The 26,896-nt window shown below is 56.5% G+C and carries 14 protein-coding genes, 2 tRNA genes, 3 rRNA genes and 1 pseudogene; 2 read left to right on the top strand and 18 right to left on the bottom strand.

Annotation, left to right across the window (positions count from 1 at the left end; translation table 11 throughout):
* Positions 1-48: 48 nt before the first annotated feature.
* The 5 genes from ACYZTY_RS02095 to ACYZTY_RS02075 form a co-directional block, all read right to left on the bottom strand.
* Positions 49-471, bottom strand: coding sequence for a hypothetical protein (locus tag ACYZTY_RS02095; RefSeq protein WP_461957106.1), 423 nt, complete (start codon positions 469-471; stop codon positions 49-51).
* A 260-nt stretch (positions 472-731) separates the two neighbouring features.
* Positions 732-1,016: a hypothetical protein gene (locus tag ACYZTY_RS02090; RefSeq protein ID WP_461957105.1), complete on the bottom strand. Its 285-nt coding sequence runs from the start codon at positions 1,014-1,016 to the stop codon at positions 732-734.
* Between the two features lie 50 nt (positions 1,017-1,066).
* Positions 1,067-1,846 (bottom strand): Rha family transcriptional regulator, encoded by a 780-nt coding sequence (locus ACYZTY_RS02085; RefSeq protein ID WP_461957104.1) that lies wholly within the window; start codon positions 1,844-1,846, stop codon positions 1,067-1,069.
* A gap of 1,144 nt (positions 1,847-2,990) precedes the next feature.
* Positions 2,991-3,278 (bottom strand): hypothetical protein, encoded by a 288-nt coding sequence (locus tag ACYZTY_RS02080; protein WP_461957103.1) that lies wholly within the window; start codon positions 3,276-3,278, stop codon positions 2,991-2,993.
* Positions 3,279-3,335: 57 nt separating this feature from the next.
* Complete coding sequence (locus tag ACYZTY_RS02075; RefSeq protein ID WP_461957102.1) at positions 3,336-4,835, bottom strand: tyrosine-type recombinase/integrase; 1,500 nt, start codon at positions 4,833-4,835, stop codon at positions 3,336-3,338.
* Positions 4,836-4,882: 47 nt separating this feature from the next.
* Here ACYZTY_RS02075 and ACYZTY_RS02070 point away from each other — a divergent pair.
* Positions 4,883-5,017: pseudogene (locus ACYZTY_RS02070) on the top strand (LysR family transcriptional regulator); the annotation flags it as partial.
* Here the strand turns inward: ACYZTY_RS02070 and ACYZTY_RS02065 are convergent.
* The 13 genes from ACYZTY_RS02065 to aptA all read right to left on the bottom strand — a co-directional run bounded on the left by ACYZTY_RS02065 (position 5,014) and on the right by aptA (position 25,640).
* Entirely contained in the window at positions 5,014-5,517 is a 504-nt protein-coding gene (locus ACYZTY_RS02065) for an OmpA family protein (protein WP_461957101.1), read from the bottom strand. The pseudogene ACYZTY_RS02070 and the gene ACYZTY_RS02065 overlap by 4 nt on opposite strands.
* 5 nt (positions 5,518-5,522) lie before the next feature.
* A complete protein-coding gene (locus tag ACYZTY_RS02060) occupies positions 5,523-6,791 on the bottom strand; it encodes a diguanylate cyclase domain-containing protein (RefSeq protein WP_461957100.1) in 1,269 nt (422 codons plus the stop codon).
* Positions 6,788-7,363, bottom strand: coding sequence for a YfiR family protein (locus tag ACYZTY_RS02055; RefSeq protein WP_461957099.1), 576 nt, complete (start codon positions 7,361-7,363; stop codon positions 6,788-6,790). The genes ACYZTY_RS02060 and ACYZTY_RS02055 overlap by 4 nt, the downstream gene beginning before the upstream one ends.
* 117 nt (positions 7,364-7,480) lie before the next feature.
* Positions 7,481-9,589 carry an exodeoxyribonuclease V subunit alpha gene (gene recD, locus ACYZTY_RS02050; RefSeq protein WP_461957098.1) on the bottom strand — a complete coding sequence of 703 codons (2,109 nt, stop codon included), beginning with the start codon at positions 9,587-9,589 and terminating at the stop codon, positions 7,481-7,483.
* Entirely contained in the window at positions 9,586-13,275 is a 3,690-nt protein-coding gene (gene recB / locus ACYZTY_RS02045) for an exodeoxyribonuclease V subunit beta (RefSeq protein ID WP_461957097.1), read from the bottom strand. Before recB ends, recD begins: the two co-directional genes overlap by 4 nt.
* Positions 13,272-16,724 (bottom strand): exodeoxyribonuclease V subunit gamma, encoded by a 3,453-nt coding sequence (gene recC, locus ACYZTY_RS02040; RefSeq protein ID WP_461957096.1) that lies wholly within the window; start codon positions 16,722-16,724, stop codon positions 13,272-13,274. The genes recB and recC overlap by 4 nt, the downstream gene beginning before the upstream one ends.
* Before the next feature lie 154 nt (positions 16,725-16,878).
* A 5S ribosomal RNA gene (rrf, locus tag ACYZTY_RS02035) occupies positions 16,879-16,994 on the bottom strand.
* A 154-nt stretch (positions 16,995-17,148) separates the two neighbouring features.
* Positions 17,149-20,040, bottom strand: a 23S ribosomal RNA gene (locus tag ACYZTY_RS02030).
* A gap of 239 nt (positions 20,041-20,279) precedes the next feature.
* Positions 20,280-20,355 (bottom strand) — tRNA-Ala (locus ACYZTY_RS02025).
* Between the two features lie 9 nt (positions 20,356-20,364).
* A tRNA-Ile gene (locus ACYZTY_RS02020) sits at positions 20,365-20,441 on the bottom strand.
* A gap of 123 nt (positions 20,442-20,564) precedes the next feature.
* Positions 20,565-22,103: ribosomal RNA gene (locus tag ACYZTY_RS02015) — 16S ribosomal RNA — on the bottom strand.
* The 16S, 23S and 5S rRNA genes sit together here with 2 tRNA genes alongside, the layout of an rRNA operon.
* 627 nt (positions 22,104-22,730) lie before the next feature.
* Positions 22,731-24,224, bottom strand: a complete 1,494-nt coding sequence (locus ACYZTY_RS02010; RefSeq protein ID WP_461957095.1) for a CoA-acylating methylmalonate-semialdehyde dehydrogenase — start codon at positions 24,222-24,224, stop codon at positions 22,731-22,733.
* 66 nt (positions 24,225-24,290) lie between these two features.
* The gene (gene aptA, locus ACYZTY_RS02005) at positions 24,291-25,640 is read right to left on the bottom strand and encodes an omega-aminotransferase AptA (RefSeq protein ID WP_461957094.1); all 1,350 of its coding nucleotides are present in this window, start codon (positions 25,638-25,640) and stop codon (positions 24,291-24,293) included.
* Positions 25,641-25,764: 124 nt separating this feature from the next.
* Here aptA and ACYZTY_RS02000 point away from each other — a divergent pair, with 124 nt between their 5' ends.
* The gene (locus tag ACYZTY_RS02000) at positions 25,765-26,685 is read left to right on the top strand and encodes a LysR family transcriptional regulator (protein WP_008006295.1); all 921 of its coding nucleotides are present in this window, start codon (positions 25,765-25,767) and stop codon (positions 26,683-26,685) included.
* Positions 26,686-26,896 lie beyond the last annotated feature (211 nt).

Genomic DNA, 26,896 nt, shown 5'->3' with positions numbered 1-26,896 from the left:
CTCCTGAATTAGTTGTCTTGAAGGGTTCGTAGAGAGGAAGCTGAAGGATCAGTCGAAGTCTTCAAATGAGGACCAAGCACCGCCACCTCGGGCCGCTCGGGTCTGTCGGCCCATATCGCGAATTCGCGTGTCACGGGCGTCGATCTCGGCACGCTTACGAGCAGCCTCAAGGGGAGTCGGTGGGACCTGTTCCTTAGCACGTTCAGCGAACCATGCAGCCTCAACGGTACGTGTGGCCTCCAGTTGGTCCTCCTTAGCGAAGATCATGGAGGCCCGACGGGTCTCTACGGGAAACGCGGCGGTACTTAGGCCAGCATCACGGTACTGACGGACGATCTCGGTGACCTTGGTGTCGTTCTTGCCAGCCATAGCGAACAGACCCGCGAGCATTACGCCTTCGGCATATTCTCGGGATACGGCTTGGCCTTGAACTTCAAGACGATCAGGGGTGTTAACGATGTTCAATTTCATGGTTTGTGTCTCCTAATAGACACATAGATCAAGCCGTGCCGCATGGGCGACGAAGACCAGAGGCCAAGGAGTTAGCCACTCCGGCGCCTTCACGGCTTGTCTATATGTTCTGGGTTTGAGGGATTGATTCGACGACTGGGGTGAAGCTTTGCGGGTCGTAAAGAAACCTTCGGGCAGCATGGCGGACTGACCTAATGGACACTTTGGGGAGGGTCTTGCGGGTGTTACTGGTGGATTCAACCGGCTCAGATTTGAGCCCGTTAAACTATTTGAGCGGACTCAGGAGAGAGGTCCAGGACTCGGCTGTACGTAATTGGTTGTCGGTTCAACGGCACGGTCAAAGGGACCATCAAGAGAGCGTCAAGATGGACACCAGCGGCAATAAGGCTGTGCATGAAGGTCACCAAGTAAGCGCCTTGCTTCACTTTAAGGCGAGCCTCAAGGGCCGCTTGATCGACCACACGACCACCTTTAGGGTGAATCATTGAGATCCCCTTGCGGTTGTATCGGTCAGTCCATTGATTGCGGATCGTGATGAGCTTCATGCGTGACGCTGGGGTCGGGCATAGACTGTTGATTCGGTCGAGGTAGCTCATCATTGGGCCACCTTGGGAAGGTCCTGAACCTTAAGCCCCTTCGAGCCTTCACCCACGATGTCAAGAACATAGCCCTCAGCATCTACCACTGCGCGCACCTTAAGATGCTCTGCAAGTGCCTGAGCGATATCTTCAGCGTTCGGCTGGAGCCATTCCTCGACACCTTTGAGGGTGATCCTAAAGAGGTGACCGGTCAGACTTATGGCCTTGTTATTCTTGTTCACTGTTCGGGCATGGCCACGACTAACATACTTAACATGAAGCTCTGTCAGCCCCTTCGAGACCCGTGCGAGACCCTTCGAGACCAGCATTGCGAGAACTTTATCAGGGTTCTCTACGCCAGCCAGTCGGCAAGCTTCGCGCCACGTATAGCCCACCGTGGAGCCCTTACGGGTGTGTTCGGTGAACACTGGAGCCATCATGTCAACGCGCTTTTGGAGGTCGTTGAGCGACTCCGTAATGCTCTGAGCAAGGAAACCCGGATTAGCCTGAGCCTCAAGCTCAATCCAGCGACCGACAACTACGTGACGTAGTGCCGTGTCGTAACCAGTGATGACGGTGAACGTCAGATGCTTATCGAGGACCATCATCGGGCGGGTTTCGCCTTTCTTGTCAACGAAAGTGGATTCAACCGCCCCAGATTTGGGGGCGTTAACGTCTTCAGATTTAAGTGCCTCGTTGATGGACTCCAGCGCTCGACGAACATCACGTAATACATGGTCGTGTCGCTTGCCCGTAAGCTCTGCGATCTCAAGGGTGGTCATGATTACCGCATTCATGTTGTGTTTTTCCTTTTAGAAGCGTCCTCAGGTCGCACCCACAGTCAGCCACTCAGACCCCACAACGGGAACTGACTACGGCATGAAGGCGCTTTTAGAAAGACTGAGTTAATGACAGACCATGCGACTGGCCTTAGAGATGGACGGTGGGCCCGGTGTATGTGAGGGTTTTTAACTGGAAGCTCAGATTTGAGGAGACCATACAACGAGCCTCAGTGAGAGACCCTATGGTGCTTTGCTTGTAATCATGGTCTGAGAAGACCTGAGCCCTTGGACATAAAGGACTTATAAAGTCTTTAAACTTAGAGAGAGAATACAAAGATTACTATCTGATAGTCCTCTTAGAGTTTCACAGAGGATCTTTAAGTTAAAAGGCCCCTGTAATCACACGATCAGTAATAGGAGGCCCAAACCTATTAAGGGTCCATCAAGCCATTCAGAGGCTCGACAGACAGTATCGTTGTGATGGTCCCCGTAACTGGACCTCAGAGGACCCCGTAGGGTTCTGACTTGGTGGTCTCATGTGTCTGGTGGAGTGAACCACGCTGTCACGTTGAGCCTTGCCCACTGGCATCACCTTCAGGGTGACTTAGCGGTTACGGTGGAGGGACCCTGTGAGTCCTCTCCCTGTAGGTGAGGGTTTTTAATCCCTGTATCCATATCGTCGAGTCTTACTCCCAATTTTAAGATAACGTCCAATTGACACCAAAAAATCACTATGTTGTGATCGTGCATTCAATAACAAGGAGTGTACGCATGTCGAACATTGTAGATGGTTCTGTTCTTAAGAATGTCGAGGCATCCCAGCCGTGGTGGAAGGAGACTTATGGTCCGGGCAATACCGTACCAGTTTCAGGCATTTACCGCTGCCTAAATTGCAACAAAGAAGTTACAAGCAATGAAGGGGACCCCTTCCCACCGCAGAATCATGCACAACACCCATGCGGATCCGCGATTAGATGGAAACTAAACGTGAGAGCGAATACCTCGGGTTCCCTGTAGCAGAGCATTGATAAGGCGGACCTCTGTTTTATTACAGCAGAGGCCTACCTTTAATTGTCCTGTTTGGCGGAGGACTGTAACAAACAACATGTCGTGTTCAGTGTGAACGACGATGACGCCAAGTTCGAGGCCATAGCGCCACTTAGGAGAAGTCCTGACGAATCCTGAAAGTGATGGTTCGAGGTGTCTCCTTGGGCGGATGATCCCTGAGGACAGCGCATACACCAATTCGATACTTTATTTTCGTAACGTCCTTCCACTCTCGGTATTGCGCGCTGTTGATCTTGAATGTACCGAGCTTGAAGATTTTTCCGCCACCACCGATGTGTAGCTTTGCAGAGAGCGTTAGGTGATAGCTGGTAACTTGCACCTTGATGCGTTTGCCGCCCTCCAAGTCGAGTTCGAGCGTTAGATTCTGTGTGTTGTCCATGTGGCTGGTTCTCAAATATTTCGGTGAGTGGACTTCGTTAATAAGCCCAAGATGGATTCAACAGCCTTCAACGGGCTCACCAAGCAATCCGCAAAGCATCTCAGCGATAACCTCAACGGGAACGCCTGAGCCGTATGTATCAAACGTAATGGTGCCTGACGCGTGTCCCATGACAGCCTGAGCGTGGACTACAGGGACCCCTTTGACCTGCATAAGGGAAGCCAACGAGTGTCGTAATGAATGGAACACCAAGCCCCTGACATAGGACTCCCCAAGCGCTTGAGGAATTGCCTGTTGGTTGACCCACTCGCCTGCTGGTCTGTAGCCGATCTGTGCCAACGAATCGCTCCCGCTCTGTTTGCAGGTCTCGACATACCCCAAGAATGCTTGAAGGTCGAACCCATAGGCGCCATCGGTCAACGGCACTTGTCGCTCACTGCGCTTGTTCTTGATTGACTTACCTTCACCAATCTCATTGATGTGGATAACGACAATGCCTGACTCAAGGGTCTGAATGTCGCTGACGCTCAACTGAGAGATTTCATTGAGTCGACCACCTGTGATGATGCCAAGGCTCAGCAACCAACGCTTCCATGAAGATCCTGGGAGAGTATTAGCGTAGGCCATAAGCTTGCCTATCTGGTCCTGAGTGAACGCCTTACGGGTGGACTCAATGCCTTTGGTGAACTTGAGTTTCTTATCGTATGACTTTTCGAGATGACCATTCTCAACTGACCAATTCAGGACAGCAGAGAGCTTCATCAGCATCTGATTTACCGTTGCTGGCTTACGTGTCGTCGCAAGCCTATCCCTCAAGGCAACAAGATCTGCCCTCGTGTGCATCCTCAGGTCCAAAGCTCCTAATTCAGTGCTTAAGACACCATGAGTGAACTTGGTGGAACTGAGTGTGCTGGCCTTCTGTTCCCCTGCCCGGTCCGACATGTAGAGGCCTGAGAGAATCTCAAAGGTCAGCGCGGGAACCTTTACAGATAAGGACAGAGACACGTCACTCACGTGCTTCAGAATTGGCTCAGGGCTACCCTCAAGGTCCCTAATGATCTTCACCAGCGGGACTGAGTCGCCCTGTAGTCGAACCTGAGCAGCAGCCATCACGTCTCTCGCCTTGGTCACATGCTCATGCTGATCGACGTTGAGGGACATCGTTGCAGCAATCTCCGTCAGGTTCGTCCTAACGTCCTCGTACAGGTCGCCCCAGTCACGCAGCGAGTGGACTTCATGGGAACACGACAAGAGCCCTTCAGCGACCCACAGCAAATGCTCACGAAGCTCTTTCCAAGTGGCCTCAGGGTGATCCAAGTGGAATGACCTAATGGTCTCGGCAAGTCGTCGTGAAGCGTCCATAGCGGCCTTTCTATCGGAGGTCTTGAGGGATACTGAGGTGGCCTGCGTGGTGCTGCCTGTCTCTCTGAGGCGCAGATAGTAGATGCCATTGCGCCTGAAGTGATAGAGCTTAGCGAGCCTTGTGGTCGGACTGAGAGATACAGCGGAGTTTGTGACAGGACTTGTAACAGGATAGAGCTTGGAAGTGGTCATCATGGCGTTAGGGCCCCGTAATCATTGGGTGGAACCCTTACTTCTTGTAGTTCTGGATGTACTGCCGCGAGGACCTGCGCAAGTTGAAGCGGATTACCCTGTTGTGGGATTACATCCGCGCCGTCACTGAGCAGAATCAGGCTCTGTTGATGGGTGAAAGCCGGGAGATGCTGTTCGCCGACTAGTCGGCGCTCACCACGATCGATACTCGGCGGTTTTCGGTGCGACCCGCCGCCGTGGTGTTCGACGTCACCGGCTGACTGCTGCCGAGACCGCGCAGCTGAATGTTTTCTTCTTTCATGCCGACCGTGGTCAGGACCTTGCCGACGCTTTTCGCGCGACGCAGGGAGAGTTGTTCGTTGTAGGACTCTTTACCCGAGGCATCGGTGTGACCGTCGACCCGCACTCGCTCGATGCCTACACCGAGCAATGCTTTGCCGATCTTTTGGACGATCTCGGTACTGGCAACGTTCAGGCTGTCGTCGTCGCTGCCAAACAGCACTTTGCCGGATAATCCAAACGCCCAACCCTCATCGGTCAGTTCAAATCCTTGCTGTTTCAGCACAGCGATTTGCGCCGGGGTCAGACCCTTTTGCGGTGCGGTCTGGCACCCGGTCAATGCCAGCACGGCCATGAACAAGGTGATCGCAAAAAATCGCAGGGAACGCGGGGTGATTGAGAACACGACAATTAGCTCCTGGTCTGTACGTGGGCGACCGGGGGCTCCGCCCCGGACGTGTGCTGCGCACCTCGGGAGAGGCGCTTGGCCTGGTACATGGCTGCGTCGGCGGCATTGAGCAACGCGCCCGGTGTGGCGCCATGATCCGGGTACACGGCAATACCGATACTGAGTGAAGTCGAGACCTGTGTATTACCCGGCAGCGGGATCGGCAGTTCCATGCTGGCGAGGATCTTGTCAGCAATCCGCTCGGCGTCCTCGGTTTTGTGCAGTGGCGTCAGCAGCACCGCAAATTCATCGCCGCCCAGGCGTGCCACCAGATCCTCTTCGCGCAACTGCGCCCGAACCCTGCTGGCCACTGCAACCAGCACGGCGTCGCCGGCGGCATGACCGTAGCTGTCATTGATTTCCTTGAACCGGTCGCTGTCGAGAAACAGCACGGCCACGCGCTCATTGAGCTTGTGGGCATTGCGCAGCGCACGAATCAGACGGCCTTCGAAAAATGCCCGATTCGGCAACCCGGTGAGGCTGTCGTGGCTGGCCTGGTGCGCCAGGGTTTCGTTTTCGCTTTGCAGGTGGGTCTGCCAGGACTCGAGCTCATCGAGCAAGGCATTGAAGTCGTTGCCAAAATTGTCGAGTTCGGCAATGTCGGCAGGGGGCACTCGCCGGTCGAAGGCTCGATCGCTGCGAGCGGCGTGGGCTACGGCGGCCAGACTGCGCAGAGGCCCCGTGATCCCACGAAGTTGTCGGCGCGCCAGATAGAGGGCGACCCAGGCGCTGATGGCCGTGCACAGAATAATGCCCATCAGGCCACTGAGCAGAAAGCGCATCAAGCTGCCACCGTGACCGGTGAGCTGGATGCTGCCGATTTCCCGCCCTTGATGGATGATCGACATGTCGATGGGCTTTTCGAGAAAGGCCTTGGCAATCTGCACTTCAAGATCGGAGAACAGCCCGGTTTCCGGTCGCTGCCAACGCGCGAGCAACGTGCCTTTTTGGTCCAGCACCTGGGCGTCGGCGACTTCTTCGGTGGAGGCGATCAATGCCAAGGCCTCGGTGGCCGCGGCTTTGTCGTTGAACACCACCGCCGCTTCCACCGTGTAATTGATCGAACGCGCAATCAAGTGCAGGTTGTGGTCGGCATACACCCGCAACGCCAATACACCCAGCAGTGTCAGCGAGATGCTGGCCATGGCCACACCTACCAGGGCAACGATCAAGTGCCCGCGGCCGATGACCGAGCGCAAGGTTGGGCGACTACCTGGTTTGAACAGACTCATGGCGCCGCCGACTTGCGGCGGGACAACTGCAGCACGCTGGGGTGAATGCGAACACCGCTACGGGCGACGGAGTCGAGGTTGACCTCGAAAGACACCTGATCATCAGTGACCCTGAGGCAAAACAGGCTGCCGACGGTGCATTGATCATCGCTTTCGCTGATGCTCAGGACCGGACGCCCTGTCAGCGACGCAAAGAGTTGGCTGCGCTCGTCGCCAGTCAATGTGCCGATGTACACCGCATCGCATTCACCGACAATCGAAGGGTTGTCGGCCAGCAGCCGCCGCACGGTGACAGGCCGGCCGGTGGCTTGAGTCGTGCCTTTGACCAGGTCGTCGGTGTATTCGGTGGGGCCGACCACACACAAACGCAGTTGTGTAGGCTCAACAGGCCATCGCGCGTAACTGAGAATCCCGAGAACGACCTGAGTAACCGATTTGGCTCGTTGGTCGGCCATGCTCACCGGGGTTTCCGATTGAGCGAACACAACACCGGTCAGCAAGCAGAGAAGTCCCGCGAGCAGCACCTGCTTGCGGCCAACGACACGCCCTGTCGTCCAGACAGCCACCTTCATGCAGGGATTCTCTTCGATGTTACGAAATGATGCCGCAACGATAACATAGCGTTTAAACCCCAGCGAGGCTGCGCACTACGGCACTTCGGACAGTTTCCGTCGTCCAGCGCCACCCGTTCAATGATTCGGTTCGATCCCATCGTCCAACTCCAGCATCAACCCGCTCAAGCGCTTGACCTTGCGCCGCACCGCCTCCTCAAACACCCCGGCACGAGGTTCGATCAGGGTGAACCAGTTCTTGGCCCGGGTGATCCCGGTGTAGATCAGCTCCTTGGTGAGCACAGGGTTGAGGGCATCCGGCAGAATCAACGCCGTGTGGGCAAACTCCGAGCCTTGGGATTTGTGTACGGTCATGGCGTAAACCGTTTCGACATCGTTCAGTCGACTGGGTAGAACGAATCGCACGCCACCCTGGCCATCGTTGCGCGGGAACGCGACACGCAGCACGTGCTTCCCTGCTAGAGACCCGTCACGTTCCGGCAGTTTGAGAGCAATGCCGATGTCGCCGTTCATCAAACCGAGTCCATAGTCATTACGCGTCATCAATACCGGTCGACCTTCGTACCACTGCTGGTCGCTGTCAATCAGTTGAGCCTTGAGCAGAGCGGCGGTCACACGTTGATTCAACCCCTCCACGCCCCACGGCCCTTTGCGAACGGCGCATAACAATTGGAAGGCGTCGAAGGCTTGCAACACCTGACGCGCCCAATCGGTCCAGCGTGGATCATCGAGCAGACTGTCGAGCGGTGGCCGTTGGCTGCGAAGAAGATCTAAGTAGTGGCGATAACCTTGCGGTCCATCGCCATGGCCTTCGAGCAGCAAGCGTTCCAGCGCCCGGTCTTGCTCACCTTTGAGGGGCAAAGAAAATACGTCGTCGTGACTTCGAGCAGCCAGCAACGTGCGGGCTTCCTCCGGTTGTTGCTGGTTAACCCAACGCGCCAACTGGCCAATGCCGCTGCCCTCACCGAAACGACGTGAGTGACGGAGCATCACGACTTGCTGGGCCAAGGGGTGAGCTCCGTCAACGTCCTCCTGCAAATCGCTGGCCGCCAGGCTTTCACCACTGACCGACTCCAGCCATTGGCGGGTCTGCGGACTGTACCAACCAGCCTCGGCGTCGCGGCACAGATCACCCAGCACGGCGCCGGCCTCCACCGATGCCAACTGGTCCTTGTCACCGAGCAACACCAGCCGGGCATGGGCCGGCATCGCGTCGAGCAGATTGGCCATCATTTCCAGGTCGATCATCGAGGCTTCGTCTATCACCAGCACATCCAGTGGCAAGCGATTACCGGCATGGTGACGGAAGTGCCGGGTACCGGGGCGACTGCCAAGCAACCGGTGAACGGTGGTGACGTCAGACGGGATTTTTTCTCTTACGGTTTCTGCGACTTCCAGCGTCCGAACTTGCTGGCTGATGGACTCTGTCAGCCGCGCAGCTGCTTTACCGGTGGGAGCGGCAAGACGGATGCGCAGCGGTTTGCCAGCTTCCACCGCTGGGGCCTGGAGCAATGCCAGCAACCGCACGACCGTGGTGGTCTTGCCGGTCCCTGGGCCGCCGGTGACGATACTGAATGCACTACGGGTAGCCAGGGCACAAGCGAGCTTTTGCCAGTCGATCACCTCGCCGGATTGGGCTGGACCGAACAAACCTGTCAGGCGTTGGAGTAAATCATTCGGCGTTGTTTCGTGTTCAGCCAGACGCAGTCGCAGGGCATTGTCGATGCGTCGTTCGTAAACCCAGTAGCGGCGCAGGTACAGGCGCTTGCCTGATAAAACCAAGGGTCGGGATTGCGCAGCCTCACGACCATCGACGGCCAACGCTACTAGACGGCTGGACGCCAGGACCTTGCACCAATGGGCGCCGTCCAGTGCTTCAAGCAACTGCGACGGCAACAACATCGCGCCACTTTGCAGATCGCCTTCCGGTGGCAGCGACAGGGCGAAATCCGGCGCTTTGAGCGTCTCGAACAGATCCAGGCAGACATGGCCGTGCCCCAGTTGGTGACTGGTCAATGCGGCGGCGAGCAACACCAAGGGATCATCGTCGGGGGCCAGTTCATGGAGGAAGGCAACGAAAGCCTTGTCCAGTGCTCGCAGCCAGCCGCGCTCCACCCAGCGCGTCAGCAACAGCAACAAATCATCGGCGCGACTCAGGGGCGCCAGATCCGCCAGGCTTTCGGCTGCCAATGGCGTGGGCAGCAAATCGGCGAAGGTGCGACTCATAGCAGTACTCCCTGTTCCCAGGCGGGTTCGGCCTTCGGTTCTGCTTTGCCCTGAAATAGACGATCCAGATGCTCGATCAGCTCTCTGGGTGGACGGGCGAAATACACGCCTTGAGTGGATGCCCGGGTACCGCGCAAGAACAGGTACAGCGCCCCCCCGACATGCCGGTCGTAATCGTAGTCGGCAAGCCGCGCCTTGAGTTGGCGATGCAGGGCCAACAGGTACAGCACGTATTGCAGGTCGTAACGATTGTCGAGAATCGACTGCTCCATGGCCGCTTCGGTGTAAGCCGCATCATCGGGCCCCAGCCAGTTGGATTTGTAATCGGCGACGTAATATCGGCCGTTGTGCTCGAACGTCAGGTCGATGAAGCCCTTGAACATGCCGTTGAGCAATACCGGTTCAGCGGCCACCCGGGCGACGCCGTTGTGGGTATGTTTACGCACCAGCTCATCAAGCTTGAGCACGTCGACTTTATGACTGGCGAACCAGAATTCCATCTCGACGCGGTATTGGGTGAGCTGCTCGAACACCACCGGGGCCTGCCCCCCGCCGAGGTGCAGAGAAGACTTGAGCAAGTGTTGCAGCCAGTCGCTCAGCGTGGTGATCCAGCCTTCCCAGCCACGGCGATTGCAGCGACGGGCAATGGCGTCTTCGATGACTTGCGGAGCAGCAGAAAAACCTTCATCACCGGCCCATTCCAGCAAACCATGGAGAAAGGTGCCGGGGTTCGGGCCACGGGGGAATCGATGGATATCGGCACCACCGGCGGCCACTTCTCGTGGCGCCTCCGGATCGAGACGTTCGTCGTCAAAGAGCTTTTGCGCTTGCGGGTTCTCCGGGGCTTCGTCACTGCCCACGCTCAGACTTTCACCGATGCGCAAGGCACTGTAGGAGGCGATCCACCAGTTTTCGCTTGCCTTGCGCTTGGGTGTCAGCGGCGCAAGCAACCTCGCGTCATTGCGTGGGGGGTGGTAATGCTCGGCCGTTGTTTGCGGCATATCACCGCAAAGAAGTGCCGGGCAATCCTGCTGGAGGTCTTCGAGCCAGCGTTTAAGTCCTGCGGACTCGGCCAGGGGGGCACCGCCGCCCAGCAAGTAACCCAACGCAGAAAGGTGCAGCACCGAGCTGTTGTTATTGCCGCGCTTGAGATCGGTCACACCGAGCCAACAGGCATGTTGCGCACGGGTCAGGGCGACATAGAGCAAACGCAGATCCTCGGCCAGACGTTCATCATCGGCCTGGGCGATCAACTCGGCAGTCGGCTTCAAGGTCACCTGCGCCTTGCCGTTTGTATCGTGATAATGCAGCGGCAAACGGCTGCCATCCACGGGTTTTGCCGAGCAAATGAACGGCAGAAACACCAAGGGATACTCAAGCCCCTTGGACTTGTGAATGGTCACGACCTTGACCAGTTGCTCGTCGCTTTCCAGACGCAGGATCTGTTCTTCGCCGGCCTGACCGGACAACGCCAGATGCTCGGACAAATGACGAATCAGCGCTTGCTCGCCATCGAGTTCGGCAGCGGCCTGTTGTAGCAACTCGGACAGGTGCAGCAAGTTGGTCAGTACACGTTCGCCGTCGCTGCGCGCGATCAGTGACCGAGGTAACTGGAAGTCATGCAGCAAGCGCCGCAGCATTGGCAGCACGCCTTGCTTGCGCCACAGCTCGCGATAACCGCGGAACTGCATGACCCGCGCCTCCCAAGCCAGCTCGTCCTGGTTCAGCCGCTCCAGCTCCGCCAGGGACAGGTTCAGCGTGATGCAGGCCAGCGCGGCTCGCAGCGGCCGCTCGACATCCGGCTCGGCGCAAGCTTTGAGCCAGGTCAGCAGGTCGTGGGCTTCTTGAGCGGCGAACACCGAATCCTTGTCCGACAGATAAACACTGCGCACACCGCGTGCAGACAGTTCACCGCGCACGGCCTGGGCTTCTTTGCCGTCGCGGACCAGGATCGCGATGTCCGCTGGCAGCAGGCCTCTGAAGTCTTTGTCCTTATCTGTGAAACCCGCCCGACCTTCCTGGCCGCCATTGAGTAATGCAGTGATTTCACTGGCGCAAGCAGCGGCTAGTTTTTGTCGGTACTCCGCGCCGGACAGTGGCTGATCGGCAGACAGGTGCCAGATGTTCAGGGCGGGCACGACCTGGCCATTGATGTGCAGCACTTCTTTGCGCCCTTGGGATTCGACGGGCAGAAACGGCACCGGGTTCTCACCGTTCTTTTCACGGAAGAGGAACGCACCTCGTCCCTGCTCACGAGACTCTGCGCGCTCGAACACATGGTTAACCGCACTGACCATGCCATGGCTGGAGCGGAAATTCGTACCCAGGGTATGCAGACGGCCAGTGGTGGCCTGACGGGCGCGCAAATAGGTGTAGATGTCGGCGCCGCGGAACGCGTAGATCGCTTGCTTGGGGTCGCCGATCAGAAACAGCCCGCATTCGGGATTGTTGTCTTCGATGCGATAAATGCTTTCGAAAATCCGGTACTGCACCGGATCGGTGTCCTGAAACTCATCGATCAGCGCCACCGGAAACTGCTCGCGAATCAGGGTCGCCAGACGTTCACCGCCATCGGATTGCAACGCCGCATCAAGGCGCAGCAGCATGTCATCGAAGCCCATCTCCGCACGGCGACGCTTTTCTTCCTCGAACCGTGCACCGACCCACTGCGCGGCATGTTGCAGAACGGCAGCGTCCGGGGTTGGCAATCCGTCGAGGCTGGCCTTGAGCCCAGGCATGGCGTCCAGCCCCGGATGACTGGGGGCTTCGCCTTTCCAGGCTTCGGCCATACCGTCAGGCGTCAGGCGAGTGAAGCCCGTGCCAATATCCAGTTGCTCGAGGGACTCATCTTCGGCCCAGGCTTTCAGTTTTTCGAACCAGGGTTCGAAATAACGAGCCTGCATTTTTCGGCCGTCGACGCTTTTGCTCGCAACACCTTGGTGACAGATGGCAAGCAGTTCATCCGCCCATTGGCGCCAAGGCATCTTGAGTTCAAGCAAGGCTAATCGTCGCTCCTGCAAACACGCGGTGATCAGCTCTGCAGGTTCTTTACCTTCAACGCTATCACGCTCGCTGGCGAACAAACTGCGTACACGCGGCAATAGCGCCGCCGGCCCCCCCCAATTACCCCGCACCCAGTTCAGCGCATCACCTTGCATCGGGTAGCAGAATAGCCGCCAGTAATCACGCAGAACTTCGCCGAGCAAATCGCTGTGATCGGTTTCCAGTGTCTGGGTAAACAGGCTGCCACTGTCAAACGCGTGCTCGCGCAACATGCGCTGGCACCAACTGTGGATGGTCGAGACGGCGGCTTCATCCATCCACTGCGCGGCAATGTCCAGACGGTTTGCACAGCCGGACCACTGTTCGGGAAGGTACTGATCACGCAAATCAGCGATGAGGCTATCGGGTGCCCCGGTCTCATCACGAAAGTATCGCGCCGCTTCGGCAAGACGGGTACGGATACGTTCGCGCAGTTCTTTGGTCGCTGCATCGGTGAACGTTACAACGAGGATTTGCGGCGGCAACAGTTCACGCCCGAATCCACTCGATTCGCCGCCGTGACCGAGGACCAGTCGCAGGTACAGCGCGGAAATGGTGAAGGTCTTGCCGGTACCGGCGCTCGCTTCGATCAGTTGGCTGCCGCTCAGGGGGAATGCCAGGGCCAACGGAGTTTTCGTGGTCATGAGCGCGCCTCCTCGCTGGTCGATGAACGCCAAGGAGCTTCAAGCATCGGTTTGTACAATGCATTACACCAATCGGGGAAGGTTTCGTCAGCGGTCAAAGCGTCGTAATCGGCGAACTGCCGGGTAAGTGCCGGGCTTTCGCGGCGCTCGCCGTCGGTGGTTTGACCGTCGCCTTCATAGGCCTTGCGAGCGGCAGCGTCGGCTTTGGCCGGGTCAGTTTGAGAGAGCCACGCGAAGGCGGTTTTCACAGCAATCGGAAGGGGTTGGCGCATGCCCGTCTGCCAGGCTTGCAACAGGTTACTCAGGACCTGACGTGCAGCGCCCTCCTCCAACGGGGCCAGTAGCAGACTGTCGTCACTGGCCACTAACGCGGTGGTCATCGACATGCCGCTGGCACATGCGACCAAGTGATTGACCCAAGGTCGCGTAAGACGATGCCACTTGCGGGTCTTGATCGAACCGATGCTGTTGGGAATGGTGGTGATCGATAGCAAGCCGCCGTCCGCACGTTGATGCAGGCCACTGAGCCAGCCTTCCAGGCGCAGACCTTCCAGTTCCAGGTTGACTGGCAACGCGCTGGTGAGCGGTGTCGGCCACAACGCCAGAAGTTGTTGGTAGCGCTGCAACAGATCCGGCAATGGCTCGATCAACTCTCGCTGCAGGCATTCGCCGAAACCGGCCATGGGCAAGAGCCCACTGTTTTGCAGGCGCTTTGCCTGGGCCTCAAGCGCGTGATCGGCGTTATCCAGTTGCCCGAGCGCCGCTTCGAGCAAGCTGTCACTGAGGCTATAGCGCTGGAGCGCATCGAGTACAAATGGCTCTTCATCGACCAGGGGCGCTTCAGCCGCTTCGAAGAACACCTTGAGTCGCTGACTGAAAAAATGTCGCACGGGATTGCGCAGGAAATCCTGTAATTGACCGAGGCTCAGCGGCTCTTCCTGGACGTAAGCATCAAGGGTCTGGAAATCAGCCGATTGTTCACTGCCTTGATGAAGCACCTGCCACTCGCTTGCGAAGCTGAACAGGTCGTCACCTTCATGAAAGTAGCGGGCGCTGAAGGGTTGTAGCGGGTGTTCCTGAGTCATCGCCTCAAGCAGCTTTTCACTGTTGGCTTTTAATCGCCAGCCGCCTGCGAGGTGATCGCGAAGTTGGCCAATCAGTACAGAAGCCGGACGCTCGCTATTGTCCCGAATGCTGCGGCCGACCCAGCTTATATAGAGTTGGTCACGTGCCGACAACAGGGCTTCCAACAAGAGATAGCGGTCATCTTCGCGCCGGGAACGATCTCCCGGGCGGTAATCGCTGCCCATAAGATCGAAGTCCAGTGGCGGTTGCGCTCGCGGGTAATCTCCGTCGTTCATCCCGAGCAGGCACACCAGTTTGAACGGGATCGCTCGCATAGGCATCAAGGTGCAGAAGTTAACCGCTCCGGCCAGAAAACGCTGGGACAGGCGGCCCTGATCGAGGCCTGCCAGCCAGGCTTCACGGACAACGGTCAACGGCAGCTCATCAAGCAAGCCTACTGACTCGCAGGTCTCGAGCCAGGTTTCCCGCAGTTCTTCGAGTTGGGCCAGCAAGTAGTCGTCATGCTCATTACTGGCCTGGAAGAACAGCTGCACCAACGCTTGCAACCGGATGCCCCATTGCTTGGGCGATGCAGGTTGAGTCAGTTCCTGGTGGGCAATCTCCAATGCATCCAGCAGAGCGACCAACGGACCGATGAGTGCAGCATCCAGACCGCCAATTTCGTCATAAGGCTCAATGCCTTCGCAGGCAGTCGCGCTGCCGACGGCATAACCGAGCAGCATCCGGCGCAGACCGAAACGCCAACTGTTTTGCTCCAGTTCCTCAGGCAAGCCCAAACCCGCGCGCTGCTCGGCATTCATCCCCCAGCGAATACCAGCGCCTTCGATCCAACGGTGCAGGGTTGGCAGGTCACGTTCCTCGACACCGAAGCGCGCGCGCAGTGCAGGAACGTCCAGCAAATCGAGGATCTCGCTGACGGGGAAGCGGCTGTCGGGCAGTTTGAGCAGATGCTCGACAGCAATCAGCAGCGGGTCACGACCGCGTTGGCCTTGGTCCGCGAGCGTGAAGGGAATGAAGCGCGGATCGAAGCGATCAAGTTGACCGAATACTGCACGGATATGCGGTGCGTAGCTGTCGATGTCCGGGACCATTACGATCACGTCGCGAGGCTTCAAGTCTGGATCAGCACTGAAGCGTGCGAGCAACTGATCGTGAAGGATCTCCACTTCGCGCTGGGCGCTATGGGCGATGTGGAAACGAATCGACTCGTCCTGTTGCAGATCGATAGCCGGCCAGCGCTCGCGAGTTTCGTTCAGGGGACGCAGTTCAAGGATGTCGTCCTGCAGCTGGTTGAGCATGTTCTGGGGCTGGCTATCGCTGAACAAGTCGATGCGCCCATCGCGAAATGCAGAGCGGTAGCTGTTTGGATCGTCGTAGCTGTCGAGCAGATTGATGTAGTCCCGCCCCTGCTTGCCCCATGCAGCCAATAACGGGTGAGCATGTTGGTGAAGGGTTTGCGGATCGAGCACAACTGGCATGCCGCTCTTGCGAGCCTGACGCTTGTATTGATGCCGCAACAGGTCTTTATCGGCGACGATGTCGGCCCAATGGTGACGACATGGATTGTGTACGCAAAGCAGAACCTGGCTGAATCGGGCCAGTCCGGCAAGTGCTTCCAGAGCTTGTGCCGGGAGAGAGGAAATCCCGAAAACAATCACCCTCGAAGGTAATCCACTGGGTGCCACGTCGAGGCTGTTGATACGCTCGATGAACCGTTGATGAACACCGGCACGACTTTGCGCCATGCCTTGCTCACCCACATCCAGCAACAGAGCACGCCATAACTCTGCCTGCCAGCAGTTGGCTGGGGTCAGGGGCTTGGATTCACCTCTGCCGTTTCGCAATTGATGACGACCTTCTGCCCAGTCTTCGAGCCAGTCGGCCCGGTATACCTGGTATTGGTCGAACAGATCCGCCAGCCGCTCAGACAACTGATAGCGCTTGCGTAGATCAGTGTCGTTGGTAAGGAAGCGTTGCAGCGGTTCGAAATGCGGTTGATTGATCAGCTGCGGAAGCAGGCGCATCAGGCGCCAGGTCAGAGGGGCCTTATCGAGCAGGGATTTGACCGGAATTTCATCACGCCCAAGAACCATCCGATAGAGCTGCCACATGAAGCTGCCCGGGAGTTGAACGTCGATGGCTGCCGCAATTCCGCAGCCGCCCATGTCGTCGTCTTCCGGGTCTTCGGCCAGAGCCAGCTTCAGCCACTGGGCGATGCCATTACTCTGTACCAGGGCGATTTCATTTTCCAAGGGAGCCAGCGGGTAGCGCCGCATCCAGCTGACCACCAGGCTGCGTAACTCGTCCAGGCGATTACCGTGAACCACCATAAAACCAGCACTGAGGGACGTCGCGTCCGGCATAAGGGCTTCCTTGGGAAAATACAAAAGCTAGGGCCGAACCTTAGCATTGTCGGGAGGCGGTGACAGCCAGGAGCCGTCCGATGTTGCTGTACGAACTTTCCTGCGGACAAAACAAAACCCCAACTGCTTGCGCAATTGGGGTTTCGGAATTTAATCTTGACGATGACCTACTCTCACATGGGGAAACCCCACACTACCATCGGCGATGCATCGTTTCACTGCTGAGTTCGGGATGGGATCAGGTGGTTCCAATGCTCTATGGTCGTCAAGAAATTCGGTAGCCGGGTCGTTCTCTCTTGCGAGGTCACGCTCCAGCGAATGGGTATGCGATAGTTTGGTGTTTTGCGAGTATCTCGAACTTTCGGTTCGTTTCGTCTTCACACACCGCAATCTGGCTTTTACGCACAAATTGCTTGGGTGTTATATGGTCAAGCCTCACGGGCAATTAGTATTGGTTAGCTCAACGCCTCACAGCGCTTACACACCCAACCTATCAACGTCGTAGTCTTCGACGGCCCTTCAGGGGACTCAAGGTCCCAGTGAGATCTCATCTTGAGGCTAGTTTCCCGCTTAGATGCTTTCAGCGGTTATCTATTCCGAACATAGCTACCCGGCAATGCCACTGGCGTGACAACCGGAACACCAGAGGTTCGTCCACTCCGGTCCTCTCGTACTAGGAGCAGCCCCTCTCAAATCTCAAACGTCCACGGCAGATAGGGACCGAACTGTCTCACGACGTTCTAAACCCAGCTCGCGTACCACTTTAAATGGCGAACAGCCATACCCTTGGGACCGGCTTCAGCCCCAGGATGTGATGAGCCGACATCGAGGTGCCAAACACCGCCGTCGATATGAACTCTTGGGCGGTATCAGCCTGTTATCCCCGGAGTACCTTTTATCCGTTGAGCGATGGCCCTTCCATACAGAACCACCGGATCACTAAGACCTACTTTCGTACCTGCTCGACGTGTCTGTCTCGCAGTCAAGCGCGCTTTTGCCTTTATACTCTACGACCGATTTCCGACCGGTCTGAGCGCACCTTCGTACTCCTCCGTTACTCTTTAGGAGGAGACCGCCCCAGTCAAACTACCCACCATACACTGTCCTCGATCCGGATAACGGACCTGAGTTAGAACCTCAAAGTTGCCAGGGTGGTATTTCAAGGTTGGCTCCACGCGAACTGGCGTCCACGCTTCAAAGCCTCCCACCTATCCTACACAAGCAAATTCAAAGTCCAGTGCAAAGCTATAGTAAAGGTTCACGGGGTCTTTCCGTCTAGCCGCGGATACACTGCATCTTCACAGCGATTTCAATTTCACTGAGTCTCGGGTGGAGACAGCGCCGCCATCGTTACGCCATTCGTGCAGGTCGGAACTTACCCGACAAGGAATTTCGCTACCTTAGGACCGTTATAGTTACGGCCGCCGTTTACCGGGGCTTCGATCAAGAGCTTCGCGTTAGCTAACCCCATCAATTAACCTTCCGGCACCGGGCAGGCGTCACACCCTATACGTCCACTTTCGTGTTTGCAGAGTGCTGTGTTTTTAATAAACAGTCGCAGCGGCCTGGTATCTTCGACCGGCATGGGCTTACGCAGTAAATGCTTCACCCTCACCGGCGCACCTTCTCCCGAAGTTACGGTGCCATTTTGCCTAGTTCCTTCACCCGAGTTCTCTCAAGCGCCTTGGTATTCTCTACCCAACCACCTGTGTCGGTTTGGGGTACGGTTCCTGGTTACCTGAAGCTTAGAAGCTTTTCTTGGAAGCATGGCATCAACCACTTCGTGTTCTAAAAGAACACTCGTCATCAGCTCTCGGCCTTAGAATCCCGGATTTACCTAAGATTCCAGCCTACCACCTTAAACTTGGACAACCAACGCCAAGCTGGCCTAGCCTTCTCCGTCCCTCCATCGCAATAACCAGAAGTACAGGAATATTAACCTGTTTTCCATCGACTACGCTTTTCAGCCTCGCCTTAGGGACCGACTAACCCTGCGTCGATTAACGTTGCGCAGGAAACCTTGGTCTTTCGGCGTGGGTGTTTTTCACACCCATTGTCGTTACTCATGTCAGCATTCGCACTTCTGATACCTCCAGCAAGCTTCTCAACTCACCTTCACAGGCTTACAGAACGCTCCTCTACCGCATCACCTAAGTGATACCCGTAGCTTCGGTGTATGGTTTGAGCCCCGTTACATCTTCCGCGCAGGCCGACTCGACTAGTGAGCTATTACGCTTTCTTTAAAGGGTGGCTGCTTCTAAGCCAACCTCCTAGCTGTCTAAGCCTTCCCACATCGTTTCCCACTTAACCATAACTTTGGGACCTTAGCTGACGGTCTGGGTTGTTTCCCTTTTCACGACGGACGTTAGCACCCGCCGTGTGTCTCCCATGCTCGGCACTTGTAGGTATTCGGAGTTTGCATCGGTTTGGTAAGTCGGGATGACCCCCTAGCCGAAACAGTGCTCTACCCCCTACAGTGATACATGAGGCGCTACCTAAATAGCTTTCGAGGAGAACCAGCTATCTCCGAGCTTGATTAGCCTTTCACTCCGATCCACAGGTCATCCGCTAACTTTTCAACGGTAGTCGGTTCGGTCCTCCAGTTAGTGTTACCCAACCTTCAACCTGCCCATGGATAGATCGCCCGGTTTCGGGTCTATTCCCAGCGACTAGACGCCCTATTAAGACTCGCTTTCGCTACGCCTCCCCTATTCGGTTAAGCTCGCCACTGAAAATAAGTCGCTGACCCATTATACAAAAGGTACGCAGTCACCCAACAAAGTGGGCTCCCACTGCTTGTACGCATACGGTTTCAGGATCTATTTCACTCCCCTCTCCGGGGTTCTTTTCGCCTTTCCCTCACGGTACTAGTTCACTATCGGTCAGTCAGTAGTATTTAGCCTTGGAGGATGGTCCCCCCATATTCAGACAAAGTTTCTCGTGCTCCGTCCTACTCGATTTCATGACTAAGAGATTTTCGCGTACAGGGCTATCACCCACTATGGCCGCACTTTCCAGAGCGTTCCGCTAATCTCAAAGCCACTTAAGGGCTAGTCCCCGTTCGCTCGCCACTACTAAGGGAATCTCGGTTGATTTCTTTTCCTCAGGGTACTTAGATGTTTCAGTTCCCCTGGTTCGCCTCTTAAGCCTATGTATTCAGCTTAAGATAACCATCTTATGATGGCTGGGTTCCCCCATTCAGACATCTCCGGATCAAAGTCTGTTTGCCGACTCCCCGAAGCTTTTCGCAGGCTACCACGTCTTTCATCGCCTCTGACTGCCAAGGCATCCACCGTATGCGCTTCTTCACTTGACCATATAACCCCAAGCAATCTGGTTATACTGTGAAGACGACATTCGCCGAAAATTCGATAATACTCAATTAAGAGCAACTCACAAATTTTACCTTAGCCTGATCCGTTACCAGTGAAAGTAACGTCCAGTCTATCTTTCTATCACATACCCAAATTTTTAAAGAACGATCTAATCAAAGACTAGAAATCAATATTCACTTCAGAATATTCATTTCTAAACTCTAACAGCAGAAGCAGTTAATGGTGGAGCCAAACGGGATCGAACCGTTGACCTCCTGCGTGCAAGGCAGGCGCTCTCCCAGCTGAGCTATGGCCCCATACAAAATTGGTGGGTCTGGGCAGATTCGAACTGCCGACCTCACCCTTATCAGGGGTGCGCTCTAACCAACTGAGCTACAGACCCAATTTCGAGCGCGTAACTGTTAGCTGTGAGCTATCAGCTTGGAGCTTAAAGCTGCTTCTATCGTCTTCTTCAATGAATCAAGCAATTCGTGTGGGAACTTATGGAGCAGCTGATGTCGTCGATTAAGGAGGTGATCCAGCCGCAGGTTCCCCTACGGCTACCTTGTTACGACTTCACCCCAGTCATGAATCACACCGTGGTAACCGTCCTCCCGAAGGTTAGACTAGCTACTTCTGGTGCAACCCACTCCCATGGTGTGACGGGCGGTGTGTACAAGGCCCGGGAACGTATTCACCGCGACATTCTGATTCGCGATTACTAGCGATTCCGACTTCACGCAGTCGAGTTGCAGACTGCGATCCGGACTACGATCGGTTTTCTGGGATTAGCTCCACCTCGCGGCTTGGCAACCCTCTGTACCGACCATTGTAGCACGTGTGTAGCCCAGGCCGTAAGGGCCATGATGACTTGACGTCATCCCCACCTTCCTCCGGTTTGTCACCGGCAGTCTCCTTAGAGTGCCCACCATTACGTGCTGGTAACTAAGGACAAGGGTTGCGCTCGTTACGGGACTTAACCCAACATCTCACGACACGAGCTGACGACAGCCATGCAGCACCTGTCTCAATGTTCCCGAAGGCACCAATCCATCTCTGGAAAGTTCATTGGATGTCAAGGCCTGGTAAGGTTCTTCGCGTTGCTTCGAATTAAACCACATGCTCCACCGCTTGTGCGGGCCCCCGTCAATTCATTTGAGTTTTAACCTTGCGGCCGTACTCCCCAGGCGGTCAACTTAATGCGTTAGCTGCGCCACTAAGAGCTCAAGGCTCCCAACGGCTAGTTGACATCGTTTACGGCGTGGACTACCAGGGTATCTAATCCTGTTTGCTCCCCACGCTTTCGCACCTCAGTGTCAGTATCAGTCCAGGTGGTCGCCTTCGCCACTGGTGTTCCTTCCTATATCTACGCATTTCACCGCTACACAGGAAATTCCACCACCCTCTACCATACTCTAGCTTGTCAGTTTTGAATGCAGTTCCCAGGTTGAGCCCGGGGATTTCACATCCAACTTAACAAACCACCTACGCGCGCTTTACGCCCAGTAATTCCGATTAACGCTTGCACCCTCTGTATTACCGCGGCTGCTGGCACAGAGTTAGCCGGTGCTTATTCTGTCGGTAACGTCAAAACAGCAAAGTATTAATTTACTGCCCTTCCTCCCAACTTAAAGTGCTTTACAATCCGAAGACCTTCTTCACACACGCGGCATGGCTGGATCAGGCTTTCGCCCATTGTCCAATATTCCCCACTGCTGCCTCCCGTAGGAGTCTGGACCGTGTCTCAGTTCCAGTGTGACTGATCATCCTCTCAGACCAGTTACGGATCGTCGCCTTGGTGAGCCATTACCTCACCAACTAGCTAATCCGACCTAGGCTCATCTGATAGCGCAAGGCCCGAAGGTCCCCTGCTTTCTCCCGTAGGACGTATGCGGTATTAGCGTCCGTTTCCGAGCGTTATCCCCCACTACCAGGCAGATTCCTAGGCATTACTCACCCGTCCGCCGCTCGCCACCAGGTACAAGTACCCGTGCTGCCGCTCGACTTGCATGTGTTAGGCCTGCCGCCAGCGTTCAATCTGAGCCATGATCAAACTCTTCAGTTCAAACATCTTTGGGTTTTTAAGAAACCCTAAACTTGGCTCAGCAATCGTTGGTTACATCTTTGATTTCTCGCGGAGTAACTTGTGATGCTGATAATCTTGTTGACTATCAGTCTGACTCCACAAGCACCCACACGAATTGCTTGATTCAGTTGTTAAAGAGCGGTTGGTTAAGATCTTTCGTCTCAACCGAGGCGCGCATTCTACAGCAGCCTCTGTTGCTGTCAAGCGGTTATTTTCAGAAGCTTTCAAAGTTTCCTTTGCAACTTCAACCACTTGCGCTTCCGATCTCTCGTTAGCGGGAGGCGAATTCTACAGCGTTACTCGCTGCTGTCAACACCTCTTTTTCTCCGCTTTCGACCGAGAAGATCGAACCGTCAATCAAGCCCTACAACCTTGCCTGATCAACTCCTTCTGGGCTTCGATGACCTGAAGCAACTCGCTGTCGAAAACTGCGCAACTCATTGTTTACCAAGGAGTTTTCCGTTTCGACTGCGCCGGAAGTGGGGCGAATTATAGACTTCCAGAATCTGCCGTCAACACCTATTTTCACATTTCTGTCATATAGGTCAGAAAAGCCCGGAAACACGAAGGCCGAGCCCCAAGGGGCTCGGCCTTCTTCCCTTCTACTTACAAGCTAGGGAACGCGAATTGCGACGCTTCATGGCTCGCACGCTGCGGCCAGCGCTGGGTAATGGCCTTGCGACGGGTGTAGAAACGCACACCATCCGGGCCATACGCATGCAGATCGCCGAACAGCGACCGCTTCCAGCCGCCGAAGCTGTGATAAGCCACCGGTACCGGCAATGGCACGTTGACGCCGACCATACCGACTTCGATCTCGTCACAGAACAACCGCGCCGCTTCCCCGTCACGGGTGAAGATGCAGGTGCCGTTGCCATACTCGTGATCGTTGATCAGTTGCATCGCCTCTTCCAAGCTGTTGACGCGGACGACACACAGCACCGGCCCAAAGATCTCTTCCTTATAGATGCGCATCTCTGGCGTGACGTTATCGAACAGGCAGCCACCCAGGAAGAAGCCTTCCTCATGACCGGCAACGCTCAGACCACGACCATCCACAACCAGGGACGCCCCAGAAGAAACGCCGTCTTCTATATAGCCACTGACTTTGTCGCGAGCCTGACCGGAAACCAGTGGCCCCATGTCCAGACCGCAGGTCGTCCCGGCACCGATTTTCAGTGCCTTGATTTGCGGTACCAACTTGGCCACCAACGCATCCGCCACCTGGTCGCCCACACACACCGCCACCGAGATCGCCATGCAACGCTCACCGCAAGAACCGTACGCCGCACCCATCAGTGCGCTGACCGCGTTATCCAGATCCGCATCCGGCATCAACACCGCATGGTTCTTCGCCCCGCCCAGTGCCTGGACGCGTTTGCCGCGTTTGGTGCCTTCGGCATAGATGTATTCGGCAATCGGCGTCGACCCCACGAAACTCAGCGCTTTGACTTCCGGCGCCTCGATCAGCGCATCCACCGCTGCCTTGTCGCCATGCACGACGCTCAGCACGCCTTTAGGCAAACCGGCTTCCAGTAACAGCTGGGCAATCAGCAACGTCGAGCTTGGATCACGCTCGGACGGTTTGAGGATGAAGCAGTTGCCGCAGACGATCGCCAGCGGATACATCCACAGCGGTACCATCGCCGGGAAGTTGAACGGCGTGATACCGGCAACTACGCCCAGTGGTTGGAAGTCCGACCAGGCATCAATGTTCGGGCCGACGTTACGGCTGTACTCGCCCTTGAGGATTTCCGGTGCGGCGCAAGCGAACTCGACGTTCTCGATCCCGCGTTTCAGTTCACCGGCAGCATCTTCCAGCGTCTTGCCATGTTCTTCGCTGATCAGCTGGGCGATACGCGCTTCGTTCTGCTCCAGCAGTTGCTTAAAGCGGAACATCACCTGCGCACGTTTTGCCGGCGGCGTGTTGCGCCAGGCCGGGAACGCAGCCTTGGCCGAGTCGATGGCTTTCTGAATGGTTTCACGGCTGGCCAATGGCAGCTTGTGGATGGCTTGGCCGGTGGACGGGTTGTACACGTCAGCTGTGCGACCGTCTTCGGTCACCAGTTCACCATTGATCAAATGCGGGATAAGGCTCATGCGGGGCTCCAGAAAAGTTGTCCACAGGCGCCCATTAACGGACGCCTCTATATAGAAGGGAAAAAATCAGTCGATTTTGTTCAGCACTTCGCCGACCGCGTCGAACAGGCGATCAAGGTCTTGCGGCTTGCTGTTGAAGGTTGGGCCGAACTGCAGGGTGTCGCCGCCAAAGCGCACGTAGAACCCGGCTTTCCACAACGCCATGCCCGCTTCGAACGGACGCACGATGGCGTCGCCGTCACGTGGTGCGATCTGGATCGCGCCAGCCAGGCCGTAGTTACGAATGTCGATAATGTTTTTCGAGCCTTTCAGGCCGTGCAGCGCATTTTCGAAATGCGGCGCGACTTCAGCCACGCTCTGCACCAGGTTTTCCTTTTGCAGCAGATCGAGTGCGGCCAGGCCTGCGGCGCAAGCCACAGGGTGCGCGGAGTAGGTGTAGCCGTGTGGGAACTCGACCGCGTACTCCGGCGTCGCCTGGTTCATGAAGGTTTGATAGATCTCGGAACTCGCAATCACCGCGCCCATCGGGATCGCGCCGTTGGTGACTTGCTTGGCGATGCACATCAGGTCTGGGGTCACGCCGAAGCTGTCAGCACCGAACATTGAGCCGGTACGGCCGAAACCGGTGATCACTTCGTCGAACACCAGCAGGATGTTGTGCTGATCGCAGATTTCGCGCAGACGCTTCAGATACCCCTGCGGCGGAACCAGCACGCCAGCGGAACCGGCCATTGGCTCGACGAACACCGCTGCGATGTTCGAAGCGTCATGCAACTCGATCAGCTTGAGCAGTTCATCGGCCAGCGCGATTCCGCCCTCTGCCGGCATGCCACGGGAGTAGGCATTGCTCGCCAGCAACGTGTGCGGCAAGTGATCGACGTCCATCATCGCCTGACCGAACATTTTACGGTTGCCGTTCACACCGCCGAGGCTGGTGCCCGCGATGTTCACACCGTGGTAGCCGCGGGCGCGACCGATCATTTTGGTCTTGGTGGCCTGGCCTTTCAGGCGCCAGTAAGCACGCACCATTTTCACTGCCGTGTCGGCGCACTCGGAACCCGAGTCAGTAAAGAACACGTGGTTCAGATTGCCCGGGGTCAGGTCAGTGATTTTCTCGGCCAGTTGAAACGACAACGGATGGCCGTACTGGAAACCTGGCGAGTAATCGAGGGTGCCGAGTTGCTTGGCAACCGCTTCCTGGATTTCCTTGCGAGTGTGCCCGGCGCCACAGGTCCACAGACCCGACAACGAATCGTAGACCTTGCGCCCCTTGTCGTCCGTCAGCCAACTCCCTTCCGCTGCAACGATCAGTCGCGGATCGCGCTGGAAATTGCGGTTGGCGGTGTAGGGCATCCAGTGCGCATCGAGCTTGAGCTGGCTGGCCAGGGAAGTCGGGGCGTTTTCGGGCAAGTTCATGGGCAAAACCTCGCAGGGCAATAAGCAGCATAGAGATCAAAAGCGTTCTTGCAGCTAAATTGCCACGGGGATAAAGTCGGTGAAATCCAACTTTTCTAACGTTCAGTCAGGCCATTACTAAACTATGAGCAGCCGCCGCCCCGATCCACTCGCACAAGTCAGCGACTTTGATATCCGCTTATTGCGGATCTTTCGCAGCGTGGTGGAATGCGGCGGCTTCTCCGCGGCGGAATCGGTACTGGGGATCGGTCGCTCGGCCATCAGCCAGCAAATGAGCGATCTGGAACAGCGTCTCGGCCTGCGGTTATGCCAACGTGGTCGCGCCGGGTTTTCCCTGACCGAAGAAGGTCGCGAGGTTTACCAATCGGCGTTGCAGCTATTAAGTGCGCTGGAAAGTTTCCGCACCGAGGTCAACGGTCTGCACCAGCATCTGCGCGGCGAATTGACCATCGGCCTGACTGACAACCTGGTCACCCTGCCCCACATGCGCATCACCCATGCCCTCGCGCAGTTGAAGGAACGCGGGCCGGACGTGCAGATTCAGATCCGCATGATCGCGCCCAATGAAGTCGAGCAAGGCGTGCTCGACGGTCGCCTGCATGTCGGCGTGGTGCCGCAGGCCAGCGCGCTGTCCGGGCTGGAATATCAGCCGCTCTACAGCGAACGCTCGCTGCTGTATTGCGCGGTCGGCCATCCGTTGTTCTACGTCGACGACAAACAACTGGACGACGAGCGCCTCAACAGTCAGGACGCCATCGCGCCGACCTTCCGTTTGCCGGCAGAAATCCAGGCGCACTACCAGGCGCTCAATTGCACCGCCAGTGCCTCGGACCGCGAAGGCATGGCGTTCCTGATCCTTACCGGGCGATACATCGGCTACCTGCCGGACCACTACGCCAGCCTTTGGGTGCAGCAAGGTCGATTGCGCGCGCTGAAACCCAAGGCGCGCTTTTATGACCTGAGCCTCGCGTCGGTCACACGCAAGGGCCGTCGCCCGCATTTGGTGCTGGAAAGCTTTTTGGAGAGCCTTGCCGCAACGCGCTAAGAACCAACATGCACTGTAGGAGCGAAGCTTGCTCCGGGCGGCGTTCCGACGAAGACGTCGGCTCAATCAACATCAATGCTGAATGTTAAGACGCCTTCGTCGGAACGCCGCCCGGAGCAAGCTTCGCTCCTACAGGGATCTGTGGTGTTCAGGTTTTATCGCGTCGGGACTTGTCTGGAGCCTGTGGGTGCGCTATCAACGCATTTGGTTG

This window comes from Pseudomonas sp. LB1P83 (assembly GCF_054897885.1).
Note: the sequence above shows the minus strand (reverse complement) of the source record. Positions and strands in the feature narration are given on the sequence as shown.